This window comes from Aporhodopirellula sallentina SM41 (assembly GCF_000346505.1).
Taxonomy (GTDB): Bacteria; Planctomycetota; Planctomycetia; order Pirellulales; family Pirellulaceae; genus Rhodopirellula; species Rhodopirellula sallentina.
Window position 1 is genome coordinate 1 of record NZ_ANOH01000092.1, and the last position, 16771, is coordinate 16771.

11 protein-coding genes and 1 pseudogene are annotated in these 16771 nt (G+C 56.0%); all 12 read right to left on the bottom strand.

What is annotated here, in order from left to right:
- Window positions 1-318 precede the first annotated feature (318 nt).
- Entirely contained in the window at window positions 319-612 is a 294-nt protein-coding gene (gene cas2, locus RSSM_RS04975; protein ID WP_008675250.1) for a CRISPR-associated endonuclease Cas2, read from the bottom strand.
- Window positions 613-686: 74 nt separating this feature from the next.
- Window positions 687-1712, bottom strand: coding sequence for a type I-C CRISPR-associated endonuclease Cas1c (gene cas1c, locus RSSM_RS04980; RefSeq protein ID WP_008675251.1), 1026 nt, complete (start codon window positions 1710-1712; stop codon window positions 687-689).
- Window positions 1713-1873: 161 nt separating this feature from the next.
- Window positions 1874-2530, bottom strand: a complete 657-nt coding sequence (gene cas4 / locus RSSM_RS04985; RefSeq protein ID WP_008675253.1) for a CRISPR-associated protein Cas4 — start codon at window positions 2528-2530, stop codon at window positions 1874-1876.
- Window positions 2527-3180: a Uma2 family endonuclease gene (locus tag RSSM_RS04990; RefSeq protein ID WP_044301176.1), complete on the bottom strand. Its 654-nt coding sequence runs from the start codon at window positions 3178-3180 to the stop codon at window positions 2527-2529. Before RSSM_RS04990 ends, cas4 begins: the two co-directional genes overlap by 4 nt.
- A gap of 2 nt (window positions 3181-3182) precedes the next feature.
- Window positions 3183-4124: a type I-C CRISPR-associated protein Cas7/Csd2 gene (gene cas7c, locus RSSM_RS04995; protein ID WP_008675255.1), complete on the bottom strand. Its 942-nt coding sequence runs from the start codon at window positions 4122-4124 to the stop codon at window positions 3183-3185.
- Window positions 4125-4158: 34 nt separating this feature from the next.
- Window positions 4159-6126 carry a type I-C CRISPR-associated protein Cas8c/Csd1 gene (cas8c, locus tag RSSM_RS05000; RefSeq protein ID WP_008675256.1) on the bottom strand — a complete coding sequence of 656 codons (1968 nt, stop codon included), beginning with the start codon at window positions 6124-6126 and terminating at the stop codon, window positions 4159-4161.
- Window positions 6123-6791, bottom strand: coding sequence for a type I-C CRISPR-associated protein Cas5c (gene cas5c / locus RSSM_RS05005; RefSeq protein ID WP_044301177.1), 669 nt, complete (start codon window positions 6789-6791; stop codon window positions 6123-6125). The genes cas8c and cas5c overlap by 4 nt, the downstream gene beginning before the upstream one ends.
- Window positions 6792-6847: 56 nt before the next feature.
- The gene (gene cas3 / locus RSSM_RS05010; protein WP_236620951.1) at window positions 6848-8533 is read right to left on the bottom strand and encodes a CRISPR-associated helicase Cas3'; all 1686 of its coding nucleotides are present in this window, start codon (window positions 8531-8533) and stop codon (window positions 6848-6850) included.
- 54 nt (window positions 8534-8587) lie between these two features.
- Window positions 8588-9151, bottom strand: a pseudogene (locus tag RSSM_RS34530) (CRISPR-associated endonuclease Cas3''); the annotation flags it as partial.
- Window positions 9152-9393: 242 nt separating this feature from the next.
- Complete coding sequence (locus tag RSSM_RS05015; RefSeq protein ID WP_008675260.1) at window positions 9394-9675, bottom strand: hypothetical protein; 282 nt, start codon at window positions 9673-9675, stop codon at window positions 9394-9396.
- A gap of 255 nt (window positions 9676-9930) precedes the next feature.
- Window positions 9931-15366, bottom strand: coding sequence for a choice-of-anchor I family protein (locus RSSM_RS05020; RefSeq protein ID WP_008675261.1), 5436 nt, complete (start codon window positions 15364-15366; stop codon window positions 9931-9933).
- A 503-nt stretch (window positions 15367-15869) separates the two neighbouring features.
- Window positions 15870-16766: a fumarylacetoacetate hydrolase family protein gene (locus RSSM_RS05025; RefSeq protein WP_008675264.1), complete on the bottom strand. Its 897-nt coding sequence runs from the start codon at window positions 16764-16766 to the stop codon at window positions 15870-15872.
- Between the last annotated feature and the right edge of the window lie 5 nt (window positions 16767-16771).

Consider the following 16771-nt stretch of genomic DNA (forward strand, 5'->3'; position numbering starts at 1 on the left):
AGCGCGACCCGACATCGCGGCAATTGTTTCCTGACGGATTGTTTCAATCCACGCGCTCCCGTGAGAGCGCGACCTCGTTCGTGTGAACTTTGTCCTCGGCGTCAGCAAGTTTCAATCCACGCGCTCCCGTGAGAGCGCGACTGCGGAGACCTAAGTCGTTGTGTCTCCACGTCTTCAGTGTATGGTTCCGCGAACCCTGGCGGAATGGAGGGGGCAGCGAATGCAAAGGAGTGTGGGCTTTGCGAAAACGAGCTGAATTGCCGCAAATGCTGGCATCGCGAACCCGGCAGGGGTTTCGTGTCCACTTGAGGATCGCGGTCATGCGATCAAGGTCCCACCGCTCAGGTCAGTCGAGGGCTTGGTACCGATGTGCTCGACCTTTTCTCGCCAATGATTGCCGAGCCGATAGAAACGCAAACTGTCGCTTTCAGGGTCAATCTCGTCAATCAACTTTTGACGACACTGAACCCACAACGCATGGTCCAGATCCAATTCAAAAACGCTGTTCTGTACTCGCTGACCGTAATCCAGACAGATCTTGGCAACGCGTCGCAAACGCCGCTTCCCTGACGAATCCAATGTGCTGACATCGTAGGTTACCAAAACTACCATTTCGTTGTTCTCCTCTCATTGATGCTCTCCAATCATCGACGCGGCCACTGCTTGTCACGCGAAGAGGAGTCGAGCTATTTCCAAATGAACACGGGGTACTCATCCAGATCACCGCGCAAATGCCGAGCGAGTAGCCTGGCCTGGAGATGAATGAGCAACCCCATCGTCGTCTTTTCGCCTAGGAACGGATGTTCGATCTCGTCTTGTTTGCGTTGCTGGTAGGCAGCCAACACCGTTTTCCGAGTCTTGTCATTCATCCTCACGGCACCAGCCGATGTCACTTCGAATCCCTTTGCGTTGATCTGGCGGCGATTGATCAACGAGACTGCCAGGCGATCCGCGAGCACGGGCCGAAACTCTTCCATCAAATCCAGTGCACAGCCCGGACGGCCCGGTCGATCGCGATGCAGGAATCCGACGGCGGAGTCGAGCCCGCACGCTTCACAAGCGCTCCGAGCGTCATGAGAAAGCATCGCGTAAAGGAAGGACAGCAGGGCGTTGATTCGATCCGTCGGCGGGCGACGGGAACGTCCTTTCATCTCGAAATCCGGATCACTGGTCAGGTCGGAAAAGGCTGAAAAGTATCTCGATGCTGATTCACCTTCGTACCCCCGGACAGAATCGACATCCGTCGCCTTTCGTACGAGCGATAGCAGCGGCGCCATCTTTTCAGCAGCCGCTTTCAAACGCTCCGATCGTTCCTCGTGTTTTGAATCGCGGGCCGCTCGCAACAAAACGCTGCGAGTGTTGGCGATTTTGCCAACGATCATGTTCCTCGCAATCTTGCCAGTCGCAGCCGGATCGTCCGCGACGCGGTACTGCTGCCTTCGCAGCAGAACGTTGCCGGGGGAGAACCCGACCACGGCAGCGCGGAATCGCCCGTAGGGAGACATCAGCGAGATTGACACGCCCGATTCGGCGCACGCGGCAGCCAATTGGGAGCTGAACCCAACTCTGCCAAAGCACACAATGCCGTCCAGGTTGTGGAGCGGGACGCGGAGGATTGTCTTCTTCTCAAATCGAACTTGCACGGCCGCGCCATCCTTGGCCAAGTAGCTTCCTTCGGTCGTGACAAACAGTGTGTTGAGATGTCGTTTCATTTTGAGTGCGCGCTCACGGACGTCTGAGAGATGGGCGACGATGAGGCACCCAATACGGAACGATTCATGTTGCAATCGTGTTGTAAGGTTCAGCCAGTGCCGAGCTGTCAAACGAAAGTCAGATCGCATCTGACAGGCAGCTCATTACGACCGTATCGGGGTCACTCTTCCTGCAAATGGGCGGCGAGCTGTCGGCTCATGAAGCGACTGACGCTTCGACTTCCATCCGTTGCATCAGGAAGGCACAGTTCGATCAGCGAGCACTTCTTACAGGCTGGCGTGCGCACAGCAGGCGGACTGGTTCCCGATTCGATCATCTGGCGGAGTTGCACAATTGTGTCCTTCGTTCGTTGGCGAAGCGGTTCATCGAACGAGACCGAGGTGCGTCGCTTTTGGGTTCCGTAAAACAGCGCACCTTCGGTAATCTCGGTGGCACACATCTCCTCCAAGCAGAGTGCTTGAGCACATAATTGCACTCGATCACAGTCATTCTTCTTCGGTCGCCCACGTTTGTATTCAACCGGGACGATGGTTTCAGTTGATTTATTGGCCGAGTCTGATTTTCGAAACTCGACCACATCCGCCTTCCCGATCAAACCAAGTTCCAATGATCGGATCGGAAGCGCGCGTTCGACACGGACACCAGGCCGTGTTTCGTGGGTGGGGGTGTCTGCCTTTTCGTGCAGAATCAGCCCCTCCATCGTCAGGTGGTTCTCGGCCCAAGCCTGTTCGATGTGAATCAACGCACACTGACGCGGGCAGAAGAGGTAATGCTGAAGCGCCGAGATCGCCAGCAGTTCGTCTTCTTGAAAAGTCACACGGAGTCCATCCCACGTTGCAGAGTATCGACCAACTGCTGCGAATCACCGGAGCGGAGAGCATCCTCGTCCAGCCACAATCCTGGGAACAAAACACTCTGCCGCACGCCATCGACAACCGGGACGTCAACGAATTTGGAATCGCTCAGACGCCACCATTCGATTCGTCCCTCGATGGTTTCAAAGACGAGATATTCCCCGACGCCAGCGGCCTCGTAAACATCACGTTTTTCACCGAAGTCGTAGCTCGCTGATGACCCCGCGATTTCAGTGATCTGTTCGGGCGGACCGACGAGGTAGCCCTCGTCATTGACTTGCGTTTGGCCGCCCACGCGGTACATGCACAAGTCGGGCTGGGGATCGTTGTCCGAATTCAGCAGAACAGTCGAGTTGTCCGAAGTCACCAGTTCCGGAGACTTCATGGCATAGACGAACAACCAGCCAGCCAGAAGAGCATGTGGGTTCCCATGCCAGGCCGCTCGCAGAGGGTTCATCAGGTACACCTTCCCGTTGATCCGTTCCGCTTTCAGGTTCTCTGGCGCAGCCGCATAGCGACGTAGGTATTCATCGTGATCCAGCCGATCCCCACTGTTGAGCTGTGGTACACAGGACCCGTACTCAACTCCCGATTCATGCAAAACCTCGGACATCACTACAACCTTTCAATGATCTCGATTCCACCAGGCTTCTTCGATTCATCAATTGTAACGGTATAATCTTCGAAGCTGCGAGGAACCTCGACACCGTCCTTCAGTTTGATATCAACAAGGCTAAACAGTTTTCTTGCGGGGGCATTGCCGAGTGGGGAGTCATGTTTGAAAACGATCAATCGGCATGCGCTCATTTCACCGCGTGATGCAGAGCGGTCGTGATCGAACATTTGCGTTAACGCATTGAAAAACAGCTCAAGATCGTCTTCATTGAATCCTGTCTGTTGCGCCAGGAACGGGCTGATATACCCGTGCATTTCGTAGAGGGCGTAGGGGACAATTTCCTTTCGTCCCATCGTGCGGTTTCCACCCTCCTGCTTCGCCGACTCTTTCTCTGTGGTGACAGCCATGCGAGTGATTGACTGTTCCAACGAGGCAATCCGATCGACACTGCGAGCGAACGCGAACTGAATTGGGCCACGCACTTGACCGGCATTCACACCGGTGCTCATCACGGCTCCAAACATGCGGACATCAAAAAAGTTCTGACACATCCACCGTCTTACCCGTTCTTCCTTGGGGCTCTCTCCCTCCTTCAATTTGCCTTCCTTCTTCTTGGGATCGAGCCCCAACGCGTCGTAGCCGCGTTTGTGTTGATCGTTCAGGATCGCTTTCTCTTTAACGTAGATGTCGTACCCGTCTTCCGGAGAACCATCTTCCTTCCGTTTGGCTAAAGTGATCAAGTTCCGCACTTTGCGTTTAATGCAAACATCTGAGACGAGTCCATGCCCCGTTTCAGGGTCGACTCGCGGTGCGTTGCCGGCATCGGGATCTCCATTGGGATTCCCATTTGTGACATCAAACAAAAGGACAAACTCATAGCGATTGGCAATCGCGTCTTTGGAGAGGTCCGCTGCTGTAGGTTCGGCTGTTGCTGTACTCATTGAAAACTCCTAGGAAAATGATGGTGGCTATAGATTAGGAAACGGTGATCGCCGAATCTGCTTCCACTGATTCGGAGTGCTCAACTTTCTTGCGGCCAAATGCTGGTGGAACGTTTGGATGTTCATCGTGCCACGCCTGTTTCTCCTCCATGGACATGCGAAGCCAATGTCGCATCTGGTGGTACCCAAGGACGAACAACGCTTGCTGTTCCAAGTTGAGATGCAACGGGATTCCCGAAGCCGATCCTGGGTAAACTGACCGAGAAGTCGGAGCGGGCTGTGGATCAAAACGACTCAAAATCTCGTCTTTGATGCGCTCAAGATAACGAGCGAAGCCGCGTTTTTCTTCATCGTCGCGAACCTTGCGATAGTGGTGTTGGCTGTTCTTGAGCAAGCGAACGAATACGCTTCGTGGGCTTGCCGACGCAGCGCTGAAAAATCGATCGACCACGGATGCATTGATGTCGTCGAGAGCCAGTGTTTGGAGTCTCTCTAAGACAGCCATTAGCATGCCACAGGAATATCCTTCGCTTTGAACGTTAGGATTCATTTCGATATCTACCTCCGGGTATTTAGGATTCGGATCGTTGCGTCGCTTCCGGTTTAGAACCGCGCGAAGGATGGCAGCACGTGCGTCACGCCTCATTGATTCGGACCAATCGTCACCGCCAGCTTCCGCCTTTGCACGAACCAATGCCCGTTGCAAAAGTTGAAAGGGGTATTCCGATCTCTGGAACGCGGCACGAACAAACCCAGACTCAACACTGGGCGGAACTGGTTCGCTGCGACCTTCAGCGGCGAGCGATTTAAGCAGCCAAGACATTGGGATCGTCTCGGAAGGTTTGCTGCCCTTCTTGGGTTTGGTGTTGCGGCAAACTTTCAAATCGGCGAAGTGCATGGCTAAATTCTCGTTGACGACTTTCACCGAAGTTTCGATCCAGTCGCGAATAACGACCCGGCCTTGCGTTCCTGAAAGGGTCAGCGCGTAAAACTCACTCGACTCGTTCAGCGGCAAAGGTTTTCCATGCCAGACCGAACGATACGCCTCTTTGACTGTCTCTTCACTTTCACCGCCCAGAATCGGGTTCAGCATATCCAAAACCGAAGCAATTTCTTTTGTCGCGTTCTTCGCCCAAAACACAACGATGGTGTTCGCTCCGATCTTGATTTGGCGAAGGGGAAGGACATCGTCTAGGTCTTTTGGATCTGGGTAGTTTGGATCGAGCAACCGTGTCAGTGCTGCGGCACTGGCTTCGGCAGCAGTTCGCGAAATTGGCGCGTTGTCGTTGCCAGACAGACCATACGATAGAAACGCGGACGCGTTGTGGGATACCAAAGCGACACCACTGGATGTCCCACCAGGAACTCGTTTGATCAACGGGAAAAGAGGGACTTCATGAACCACTTCACCCGAAACCAAACATTGGAACGGCGTCACCTTTGGCGACTCTGGTTCGACCACCTTTCTCGAGTCGGCGAAATAGTCAATCACCTTCGGGTCTTCCTGCGCCCACTGCGTGCCAATTTTGAATCCAATGAGATCGTTTGATTCAATCGAATCGAAGTTTGCGTGCGTCTTTATAGGCGACGGATCGTCGGCCAAGCGATTGAGAAAGTTGGCAACAGCTTGAAGCGGAATCGCGTCACTGCTTTCTGCAGCTTCGTTGACCTGCGCGCGGAACAGGCCGAAGCGTTCCTCGAGTTTTTTCGGCTTTTGCTTCGATTGCGGATCGAGTCCAAAGACGTACTCGGATTTGTCAATCAAGAAAAACGACTTCGCGCCACTTGTTCGAGTTGGCTGCTTAGGAACCAGCACCCACTTGCCCACATACACAGGTTTCTTCTTCGTACCTTCCGACAAGTTGATGCGGTTACTCACGAGATTTACAAACGAGCCATTTTCGGTGAGTACAACCACCCAGGAAACTCGCTTCGGCTCGTAGTCTGGCCGCGCCACCAAGCCTTCCTGTTCGGCCAATTGGGCGAGAGCTTGCAAGATCATCGAGACACCTCCTTGTTCCTTGCGACTTGTGATCGGACCTGAGACATGGACGGCACTTCGATCACTCCTTGTTTCATGACGGCGTGATAGAACAGCGGTCGTCTCGCTGGGCGAGAAAAGTCGATGTCGTAGAGCATCAATCCCAGGTCGCGATCTTCGGCGATTGGTTCACAGTCGGCTTCGGCGGGCTCCACGTCAGCGATACATTCGCGACACCCAAGGTATGGCTGGTGAAAATGCTGCCCCTTTTCCAGTCGCCGCGAGAACATTTCAACAAATTTTTGGGGCTTTTCTCCAGGACCAGCACGTTTGGTCATCTCGAACGAAGCTTCAATTTCATACGCAACGTCTCTCAGCGCGATTGTGTTTCGCTGAGCACGATCCTCGTCGGCAAATTGGCTTGGAGCCCTTCCACCGTCGCTGATGATCGACTCTGACGGCGCGATTTGGCGTCGGCTGACCTCGTTGCGGCGAATCGGCATCCAGTGAACTGGATTGAGAACAGAGATTCGGTGAATTCGCCAAGCAATCGCTGGTTTCCAAAAAACGGCCTCCAAGCAACCACGAGCTGCAGAAGGAGTGATGACTGGATAAGAGATCCGTTCCACTTTCAGTTCGGGTCTCGTGAATATGGCTAGTGGGCCAGAAATTCGTACGCGAAACATGGGGTACCCTGTATTAGTAAACAACAATTAACGGCCATTCCGGCGACCCGATTCAATTAGCATTGCAGGAAGGACATTTCACCTTCGTCGAAGGTGAGGCCAAATTCATCGCTGTACCAGGTTGGGTTGAATAGGTCGGTTGGAATTCCAATCGAACCGAACATCACTTCGATTACGCCCTGTTCAACAAGAATGGATGCTGCTTGTTTGGGGACCTGAACGATGTAGGGTTGAAGTGCACGCGAAGTTTCTCGGTTGGGGGATTCTCGGAAGGCTTCCGAGCGTCTTCGCCCTTCACCATGCGAACCGTCTTCATTGAATGGCCATGGGACGACGACCGGAAAGCTCCATCCGTCCTCAATCATTTCGAATAGTGCTGCTACGTTGGCAAAATTTAGCGATGCACGCTCTCGTTGAAGGTGATGCTGATCGAGCATCTTTGTTCCGTAAAAGTGCTGAAAGTATTCTCGGCAATGGTCGGGATCGAAAACGTCGAACTCACTACCCTCTAACGCTTTCAAATTCCACATGGTCAGGGAAGCATCCGCGGCATCCTGAAGTGTTTGGCCAGGAGGCTTGGTTTCCGGACGAAATACAATCAGCTTTCCGGCTGGATACCCAGACGCAACAGTACGCTTTCCTTCGCGGTCACATCGTCCTGCTGCTTGAGCGAGGCTGTCAGCACCTGCTAATGCGCGATACACGATCGGCATGTCCAGATCCACACCCGCTTCTATGAGCTGAGTCGTCACCGCCAAACAAGGTTCGCCTTCTTTTACTCGACGGAGGATTTCGTCGACGGCTTGAATCCGATGTTCTGGACACATCTGGGCGGAGAGATGCATCCGGTGGTTTCTCGGTAGCATTTTGGCCAAGTTGGCCGCATCGGCTCGACGGTGAACGATCGCGAGCGATTGTTGGTGACCGTTCGTCTTTAGTTCATTTGCAAGTTCTTCGTAGGTAGTCGGATTCTCGATCCGCCATTCCGTCTGGACGCGACGGGCAGCGGGATGCTTCGCCAAGCCGATTGGATCATCGACAATCTCTCGCACCTCACCAAGGTGCTCCTTGAGTGCTGGAGGAGTCGCGGTTGATAGGACGATCGAAGTCTTGTACCGACTGGACAATTCCCGAATCATGTCTGTGATAGGGATCACGTATTGAGGAGGAATCGTTTGGATTTCGTCGAGTATCACAACGCTGTTCGCGATCCGGTGCAACTTGCGACACTGGGAAGGATGGTCGCTAAATAGCGTCTCAAAGAACTGAACGGACGTCGTGACGATCACAGGAGCATCCCAGTTTTCAACTGCCTGTTCGCGACGCTTTTCTGCTTCTGGATTGTTTTCCTTCGCCTGTTGGGTATCAATCGCCGAGTGATGCTCAATGATGTTGCAGAGATCAAGACCTTCGTTTGGCTTCGCAAACGCTTTGCGGTAAACATTCGCGTTCTGCCGAATGATGCTGGTGTACGGAATGACGATGATGACGCGATCCAGCTCATTGTGAATCGCATGATTCAGAGCGAAACTCATTGCAGAGAAAGTTTTGCCACCGCCGGTTGGCACGGTGAGAGAAAAGATCCCTCCCGTAGATGACGCCTTCTTGCGGCAGCTATCTAAAACCAAGTCTCGCAGTTCGTTGATCGCCGAACGCCTTGAATGTTTTTCGGCACGGAGACTATCGACATAGCCGTCGAAACGATCCCGCAAGACCTTGAGCGACTCGAATTCTGTTCGCATCTCTTCCGATACCTCAGACTCGCTCGATTCATAGAACCACTGAGTTGCGAGGCGGTCAGCATCTACCAACGCCGAGAATAGGACACGAGTGAATACGTCGATTTGTCGATTAATGGAATCTGAGTCGCGTTCTTCTCGAAGCCAAGTTGTTAGCTCGGGCAGTGGTAAGTCGAGCGTTTCGAGCCCTGCTAATTTAGATACAACTCTGGCGACATCTCGGTTTTGAATTAGCCGTTCACGCAACGTTGATCGCGTAACGGGTTCACTGACTAATTTCTTTGTATCATTGGTGATCTGATTCGCTAAGCCTGCATGATGCCCAGCGATCGCAAACTGCATTGGGATAGTGTGAATGGGACTTCGACTAGCAGCGAGAGCTGCGCCTGCACCTGCATGTTCAACCTGCAACGCCTCGCCAGTTAATCGTCGTTGAAAATCAGGTTGATACTTCCCAAGATCGTGCCAACGGCCTAGAACCTCTCCCCATGGTTCTAGGCTTGGGTCAATGCGAGCAAGAAACTCTTTGCAGCGTGTCGCAACCCGCTCTTCGTGTTCCGTCATCGTCTCCCAGCGCGTTTGGTCCGTCTCACCGGGAATACTGTGCGCGTAAAATTTCATCAACCGCCCCTTTTGCTCTAAACGGCAGAGCAAATTCCTTCTCGACGACACGTTGGTCAAACGGATCTCCACGGCACTTGCGAAGTGTCCGTTATGCGTGCTTGTGACCTTTGCCGCGTGGACTTACCAAGCGGTGCGCGAACCTCCCATTGCCCCCAGGTCGATGCTTGCATCTGAACCGCAATCACAAAACGCTCATTCTGAGCACTGCGTTCGCGATTTGCAAGACGGGGGAGGGTGCTTTACTTCTTGGTGTCCCCGTACCAGTTTCGGACCTGTGTTCGCGTGACTTGCAGGGGGCCGTCGTGGTGCCAGGGGAGTTCTTTCCATTCGCCTTGGTAGTGGATTTGCCAGTGGTCGCCTTGTGTGTTGAGGCGGCCGGGGCGGTTGTTTTCCATCGGGCCGTAGCGGATCCGATCGGGCGAAATCCCCAAATTCTTGGCGATCTGCTGACGCGCCTGGTCCATTAACGTCGCCACGTCTTCGGCGGATAAGCGGCGGCGACGGCCTCGTCCGTGATTCATACACCGAGCATGACAGACGATCCGGACACGTTTGGTCAACGTGTTGATGTAGAACGCGAATCCTGCCTGACAGGAACGCTGAGCCCCGAGGCTTTGGCGGTTTTGCTTACGGGGTGATGGGAGACGTCCGCGCGGCCCTTCCGCGTAGCTGGATTCGCCGGAATTCAGAGGTTTGCACCAATGGAACGCGTCCGAAGTCTTGGCGACTCCGGCTACGGTTTTGGTAGTGAGCGCGGTGGGGTGGTGTCCGGAGGGCTACGACAGCAAACGGAGTTTGCCTTGGTCGAACGAGAGTGACTCGAGTACTTGCTCGAGGTCTTCACGCTCGGTTTCGGAGCCTAGTTCGAGTTGCGCCAAGGAGGCGAAGTCGATCGGTTGGTCGGTGGCGAGGCCGAGCTGTTTGCGTGCTTGCTCCTCGACCTGGCCGAGGAGTTGATCGACATCCTCGGCCGATGGCGTCGTTGTCGTTGGGCTCGGTGTGGCGACGATCGACTCTGCGCCGGCTCCTCCGTTGACGCCGGACTCATTGAGGTCGTTGATCACGCGCAGTGCGTCGACCGCACTGGTGTAACCATCGTCGTTGACGTCGAGGAACGCTCGCGACTCCGCACCCGCGGTTTCGTTCAACGCGTTGATCACGATCAACGCATCCAACGCGGTGACATAGCCGTCGGCGTTGACGTCGGTCGATGCCTGTTGGTTGGTGAACGGCCCGAAGGCTGCCAACCGTGCCTGAGCTTCGACGGACGCGGGGATGATCTCCTCACCGTCTTCGGCGAGTTCCGGTGTCGGGTACTGATCGCTGAATTGAACGAACCCGCCATCGGCATCGGTCAATTCATGGTTGGCTTCGAAGAGATCGAGGTCGTCGTAATCGACCAAACCCGAACCATCGAAGTCGGCCCACGCGGCCAAACTATTTGGTGACGTCACGGCCGCTCCGAACACACTGGCGAAGACAGAGAAGTCGGCAAAGTCGACACGGTCGCTGTCGTCGGCGTCATAAGGAACCGCCCACATGCCTGTCGCTGGAGATTGCCCAACCCCGGGGCTGCCGACGAGGTTGCCCGAGGTGACGGTGGCGTTCTGGATCATCAACCCGAGATCATACGGGCCGATATGGTTGTTGGCTTCATCAACGGGCGCGTCATCGCCGGCTCCCGGTGAAAACCGAACACGGCCGAGCAAGATCGGGCCGCCGGCTTCGATGGCATCGTCAGCAACGAGCGAAACGTTGCCGACCGATCCGCTCGCGTCGTCGACGTTGGCGGTTCCGGCCAAGGTGAATCCGCCGGCAGGCTCGAACGCCCACGCACTCGTTAGCGAAGTGTTGTACGACAGGTCAAACGCGACCGCAGTGACCGCTTGCGTGTTGGCTTGCGGGGTGAGGTAAACCTCGGTGGTGAAGGATTCCCATTCGTGAACATAACCGGCCGAGGCAGGAAGTTCCGGCACACGTCCTTCGGAATCGAGAACGCTGTCTTGCCGAACGACGGCGAGATCCAACATCGCGGTTTGAACGTGCTGTACCGATTCAACGTCGGTCAGATCGACCGAGCCGATATCCAAGTTACCGCCGCCGAATCGGGCGAACGGCAGCGATCCCGGTGCGAGGGTGTAGGTCGCCGTGCCGCTGGCCGTGGCGACGACTTCGAAGTAACCCAAACGCACCCAATTCGGCGCCAAGCCTTGACCGGTTTGCAACGTTCCACCACCGAGATCATCGACCAGTCCGGCCGCGTCATCGATCGATCCCGAAGGCAACAAGTCGTAGTCTTCGTTGGAAACCGCAACGGCGTCGGTCACGTCGGTGTTGTAACGAACGTCGATTTGGCCGCCGGCGAGTCCGCTGAATTGATTGTCGAAATCTTGCACCCAGGCTTCGACATAGTAGGTCCCGCCGACGGGGCTGGTCGTGATCACATCGGGCAGCGAGGTCGAGCCGGATACCGACGGCGTGGCAACCGCTCGCAGTTCCACGTCAAGGACCGATTGACCGAGTTGGAAGATCGTCACCGAGCCGCTGACTTCGTTCGACGCGAGCAGCAACGGTTGGCCGTTGGGGCTGTCCGAACCGGATACGAACTTCAGGTCTTCGACGCCGAGGTCTCCAGCGTCTTCGATGTCGACGGCGTTCGCGTCGCGGTTGTTGATGTACTGGACGAAAGTCGCTTCGGCGGGCGATGTGATGTCATAGACGAACACTCCGCCGGTTCGTTCCAAACCGATGAATGCGTACATGCGATCGCCGATGACGCCGGTCGTGATCGCTTCGGGCTCAGGACCTTTGGCGTCGCTGCGGGAATCGAATTCGTTCTCATCGTTGCTGCTGTTGAACAGGTCGGGGATCAACTGAGCGGTGAGTTGTTCGAACTGGTCGCCGGAATCAAAGACGACGTTGCCCGATGAATCAAAGATCGTGAACGAACGGGCTCCGTACGTGAACAGTTGGTCGAAGTCACCATCGCCATCGATATCGCCGTCAATGTTGGAAATCGTCAATCGGCCGAGCACCTCGTCCTCTTGAAGGTCGTCGGCATTGGGGAACGCGACCGGATCGAGATCGATGTCTTTGATGCGGTCTTCGTCAAAGTCTCGCGAGTCGCCTTCGTTGGCGGTGGCGTAGTAGGTTTGCCCGCCGACCTCAAAGGAGGTCAACGCGTCGGGCATGTAGAGACCGAACACCGGGTGCGGCGCGATCGCGATGGAGTCGTCTCGGTCGCTCGGGTCGAGGCCATTGCCCGGTTGCGAATGGTCTTTCACGCCGAGTGGTTGAATCTCGATGATCGCGGGAACGGTCAGGTCCACGACCGCGACGGAGTTGGCTTCTTGAAGGGTGACAAACGCACGTGTGCCGTCGGGCGACACGGTGGCGTACTCCGGTTCCAAATCACGCGAGGCGTCGCGTCCGGGGAAGATCCGAACACCGGCCGCTCTCAGGTCGTCTTCTTGTCCATCGAAAGCGGTGAAGTCCAATGTGGTGACGTCGAACGCGGTGATGAAACCGTCCCGACGCAGCCGCGCGAGGTCGATAACACTGATTGTTCCCATCGGATCAATCGCTGGATTTTCATCTTCCAAATCGTCCGGTTCGCCTTCGCCGGCCACGACGACTTTCATGCCGTCGGGCGAGAACGTGAGCGAGTCCGGCAGAGCGCCGACGGTGACGCTGCCGAGGAAATCACCATCAACGTTGTAGAACAGCACGCCGCCTGGATCGGTGTGGGTGGGTGCCTCCACGGCGACCGCAACAATGCCTCCCGAGACCGCGACACTGTTGACTCCACCGGTGCCGCTCGGGAACGTGATCGGATCGAGAGCAATCGGCGACGACGGATCGGCGATGTCGAGCACTCCGATTTCGTTGGCGTCCGAGTTAGTGAAGAAGACCCGCTGTGTTTGCGGATCGTGGGCCACGATCTCGGCGGCCGATTCGTCAAAGACGCCGGTTTCGAAAGTTCCAGCGACGGAGATTTTAAAGCTATCAACAACCGAAGGCGTCAGGATCGTGTCCTGTGTCAACGCGAGGTTTTGAATGCGTTGGTCTTGCAGTGGCGACGTCTCGCTGTCGCGGTAAGGAGCGGTTCCGCCCGCCGGGTTGTGATTGGCGAGTAAGTATTCGGCCAATGCGTCTTGCTCGCGTCCGGTGGTAAAGACGCTCGACACGCCGTCGCCTAGACCGGCACCGTCCAAATGCACGACGTCTTCCCCATAGGCCGGGAACGGATAGCCGTCGCCACCGATCGCTGGACTGCTGGAGAAAATCCCGGCGAGAAAGTCCAATGTCACGATCCGAATTTCGCGATCCGGGTTGCCGATCAGTTGACCGTCTTGGACGAGCACATCGACCGTTTCACCGGCTTCATTGACGAGTGCGAGGCTGCGAACCCGCTCGCCTTCTTGCAGGACGTTGGCATCGCCATCGAGGATCAGTTCGGGGCGATTGGGATCAAAACTGAAACGGGCTCCGCCGATCTGTGGGAACTGTCCAGGAGTCGCGTTGCCTGCCGCATCGGTTGCCGCAACACCGTGTTCGATCAATCGCTTGAGTTCCGCGGCGGTGACGGTCATGACCGTCAGACCATTGTCGAAACGTAATGCGTTTTCGATGTCGAGTTGTGAGACCTCACCGGCTTCTTTGCCAGCGTCCGGGTTGGCCGCGGTCGGGAGTTTCTCGCCACTCAAACCGTCGATCGATCCGATCGCGGCGCGGATTCCACCACCGTTCTTGATCGACACCATGACGGTGGAGTCAAACTGCTGGGCGGTGGCGAGGTTGGCGTCGGCGGTCAGGTTACCGAGGTTGGTTTCTTGCGTCCGCACTTCCGAACGCCGACCTTCGATAAAGACATCGGTGACACCCAAGATTTCGCTGTCTTTTGCCGTAACAACGCCGCGAACGGCCTCGACCAGTTTGTTGACCTCGGTGGCCTTGGAACTGCCTGCGATTGCCAAGGCAATGTCGGCCGCCCCGGTGACGGCGAGCGTCCCGGCTTCATCGGTGGCAAACACACCGCTGACGTCGGAATCCAACATCTCAGGGATAAGCACACCGTTTTCGTCAAAATCCACGACCAATCGACCGACGTAGCTGTACTCGCCATCGGTGCTGACGATCAACGTTGGGTCGTTGTCGGCGTTGCTGGTTTGCAACGGATAGGTGCCTTCGGCGACGTCACCGGCACGCAGCGTGTCTTGCGAATCAGCCAGCAGAGTGTCCGAACCGCCCGCGACGATCACGTCGACGCCGTTTAGCAAACCGGCGAGTTCTTCTTCCAACGAGATTTGTTGCAGGTGGCTCACCAAGATCACTTTGTCGACATCGTCATCGTTGCCTGCGATGTCGTCATCACCATCGACGATGTCTGCGATCACGGGGTTGAGCACGTCGGCCAACGCCTGCATGTCGTTCGTGTTCCCGGCGTTTGAAACCGTACCGCCCGGCGATGAAATCTGGCTGATCAGTTGCGTGGTGGCACCCACGATCGCAACGGACTCGCCGTCAACGTCAGCGATCGTCGCGGGAGCGATCTTCGGATGAGCGGCGGTCGCGGGCAAGTCGCTCAAGTCGGCCTGATAATCGGTCGTGGCGAGCACTTCCGATGTGAACAAACCGGCCAAATTGGGATCGCCGGAGAAGTCGAGGTTCGCACTCAGGTAAGGGAACTGAGCCCCGAGCCACCGGACGTCGCCGAGAGAGGCACCACGAATATCGGTCCCCATCAGCCCGCCGAGAGTGTCGGTGCCGAAGTCAAACTCGTGGTTGCCCAACGCGGAGGCGTCGAACTCGAGAATGTTCATGATCGAGATGTCGACCCGTCCGCCGTCGGCGCGGATGTTGGTCAGCCCGGGCTCGTTGAATAGGGTTTGCGCGGCTTCGCGAAGGGGAGTCTGCAGATCACCATCGCCCGAGGCGCTGAAGAAAGGACCACCAATGAAGTTATCGCCCGCGGAAAGCAGCAACGATCCCCGCCCGTCATTTTGCGCATCGGCTTCGAGAGATTCGACGATTGCGGCAAAGTGAGGAGCGTCTGAGATCGCGTCCACGCCGCCTTCCAAATCGCTCGCGTGCAATAGCTGCAACGAAAAATCAGACGCCAGCAGTTGCCTCGCTTCAAGTGGCTGCAGTCCAGTGAGCGTTCGTTGCCGGCGAGACGAATGACGACGACGGTTGAGTGATCTTTTTGCCACGTGAGTTCTTCCTGATTCGATCTAACTGGGTAAAGAATGAATTTCGGGCGAACTATAGCGGTCGTATATGAACAATCCGTAAACGGCAGCCAACGAGTTCCGTGTGGCTTTGGCGAATTTTTGAAGAAGCGATTACCCAGTTTGAGAGAACACGTTTTCACGCACTGAAGATCTTCACATTATGAAGGTCCCGAGATGATTGGCCTGGGTCGCTAACGGTCCCACCGAGAGCTCGTTGGATTAAACGCTTGAGGCGATTGAGCAGCCTCCAACAAGTCAGCCGAAGTGCGTGAGCACTCGGGTACCCCACATCAACCGCCGCTAACGCGGACCGGCTAATAAGCTCACGGATTACGCTCCCCGCCATGCAGAGAATGGCCACTCCGACAAGTGAGCCGAAGTGCGTAAGCACTCGGGTACCCCGCATCAACCGCCACTAACGCGGACCGGCTAATGCGCATATGAAACAGCTCTCCGCCATGCAGAGAATGCTGCCTACCGATTCAATCCTTCACCTCGTCGCGGCAGGGGTTGGTGAGGCGGCCGATGCCTTCGATCTCGACGGTGCATTGATCTCCATCGACGAGGAAGCGTGGCGGGTTTCGTGCGACGCCGACGCCGGGTGGTGTTCCGGTGAAGATCAAATCGCCAGGACGAAGCGTCACGAACCCGCTGAGGTGAGAAACCAGTGTGGGAATGTCAAAAATCAACTGGGCCGTTGTGCTCGACTGAACCAACTCATCGCCGAGATACATTTTGACGCTCGCGTTTCCGCCGTCCCCAAACTGCTGCTTCGTGACCATTGCCGGCCCCACCGGCGCGAACGTGTCAAACGTTTTGCCGAGCAACCATTGGCCGCCCGGTCGGCCTTTCTGCCAATCGCGAGCCGATACATCATGGCCGGCGGTGAAGCCGAAGACGTAATCCATCGCGTCGTCTTTGCTGACATGACGGGCGGTCTTTCCGATCACAACAACGAGTTCTGCTTCATAGTCGACCTTCTCACTCAGCGACGGCAAAACGATCGACTCGCCGTGTCCGATCAAACTGCTGTTGAATTTGCTGAACACGACTGGCAATTCCGGAGGTTCCGAACCGGTTTCGATCGCGTGGTCGAGATAGTTCAATCCGATGCAGATAACTTTCTCGGGATCGCCGACCGGCGGCAGCAAGTTTGAAGGCGCATCGATCCACTGGCTCGCCTCCGGCTGAGCCAAACCTGCAATCCGCTCGGCGGACCATGAAAAGATATCGTTGTTCTCTGCGAGCTTTTCTTCGGTCTCCGCGTCAGTCAACTCCGCGAGCGGGCAAACTTTCCCAACCCACTCCGGCGCATCACATTGGTACAAAGCAAAACGAATTTTCCCAGAGGATTCACGGTAACGACAAAATGCGGTCATGATGC

Coding starts and splice junctions, on each gene's coding strand:
- cas8c (WP_008675256.1), bottom strand. CDS start 6,126: ATGATCTTGCAAGCTCTCGCCCAATTGGCCGAACAGGAAGGCTTGGTG.
- cas3 (WP_236620951.1), bottom strand. CDS start 8,533: ATGCGAACAGAATTCGAGTCGCTCAAGGTCTTGCGGGATCGTTTCGAC.
- RSSM_RS04990 (WP_044301176.1), bottom strand. CDS start 3,180: ATGTCCGAGGTTTTGCATGAATCGGGAGTTGAGTACGGGTCCTGTGTA.
- cas7c (WP_008675255.1), bottom strand. CDS start 4,124: ATGAGTACAGCAACAGCCGAACCTACAGCAGCGGACCTCTCCAAAGAC.
- RSSM_RS05015 (WP_008675260.1), bottom strand. CDS start 9,675: ATGAATCACGGACGAGGCCGTCGCCGCCGCTTATCCGCCGAAGACGTG.
- cas1c (WP_008675251.1), bottom strand. CDS start 1,712: ATGAAACGACATCTCAACACACTGTTTGTCACGACCGAAGGAAGCTAC.
- cas2 (WP_008675250.1), bottom strand. CDS start 612: ATGGTAGTTTTGGTAACCTACGATGTCAGCACATTGGATTCGTCAGGG.
- RSSM_RS05025 (WP_008675264.1), bottom strand. CDS start 16,766: ATGACCGCATTTTGTCGTTACCGTGAATCCTCTGGGAAAATTCGTTTT.
- cas5c (WP_044301177.1), bottom strand. CDS start 6,791: ATGTTTCGCGTACGAATTTCTGGCCCACTAGCCATATTCACGAGACCC.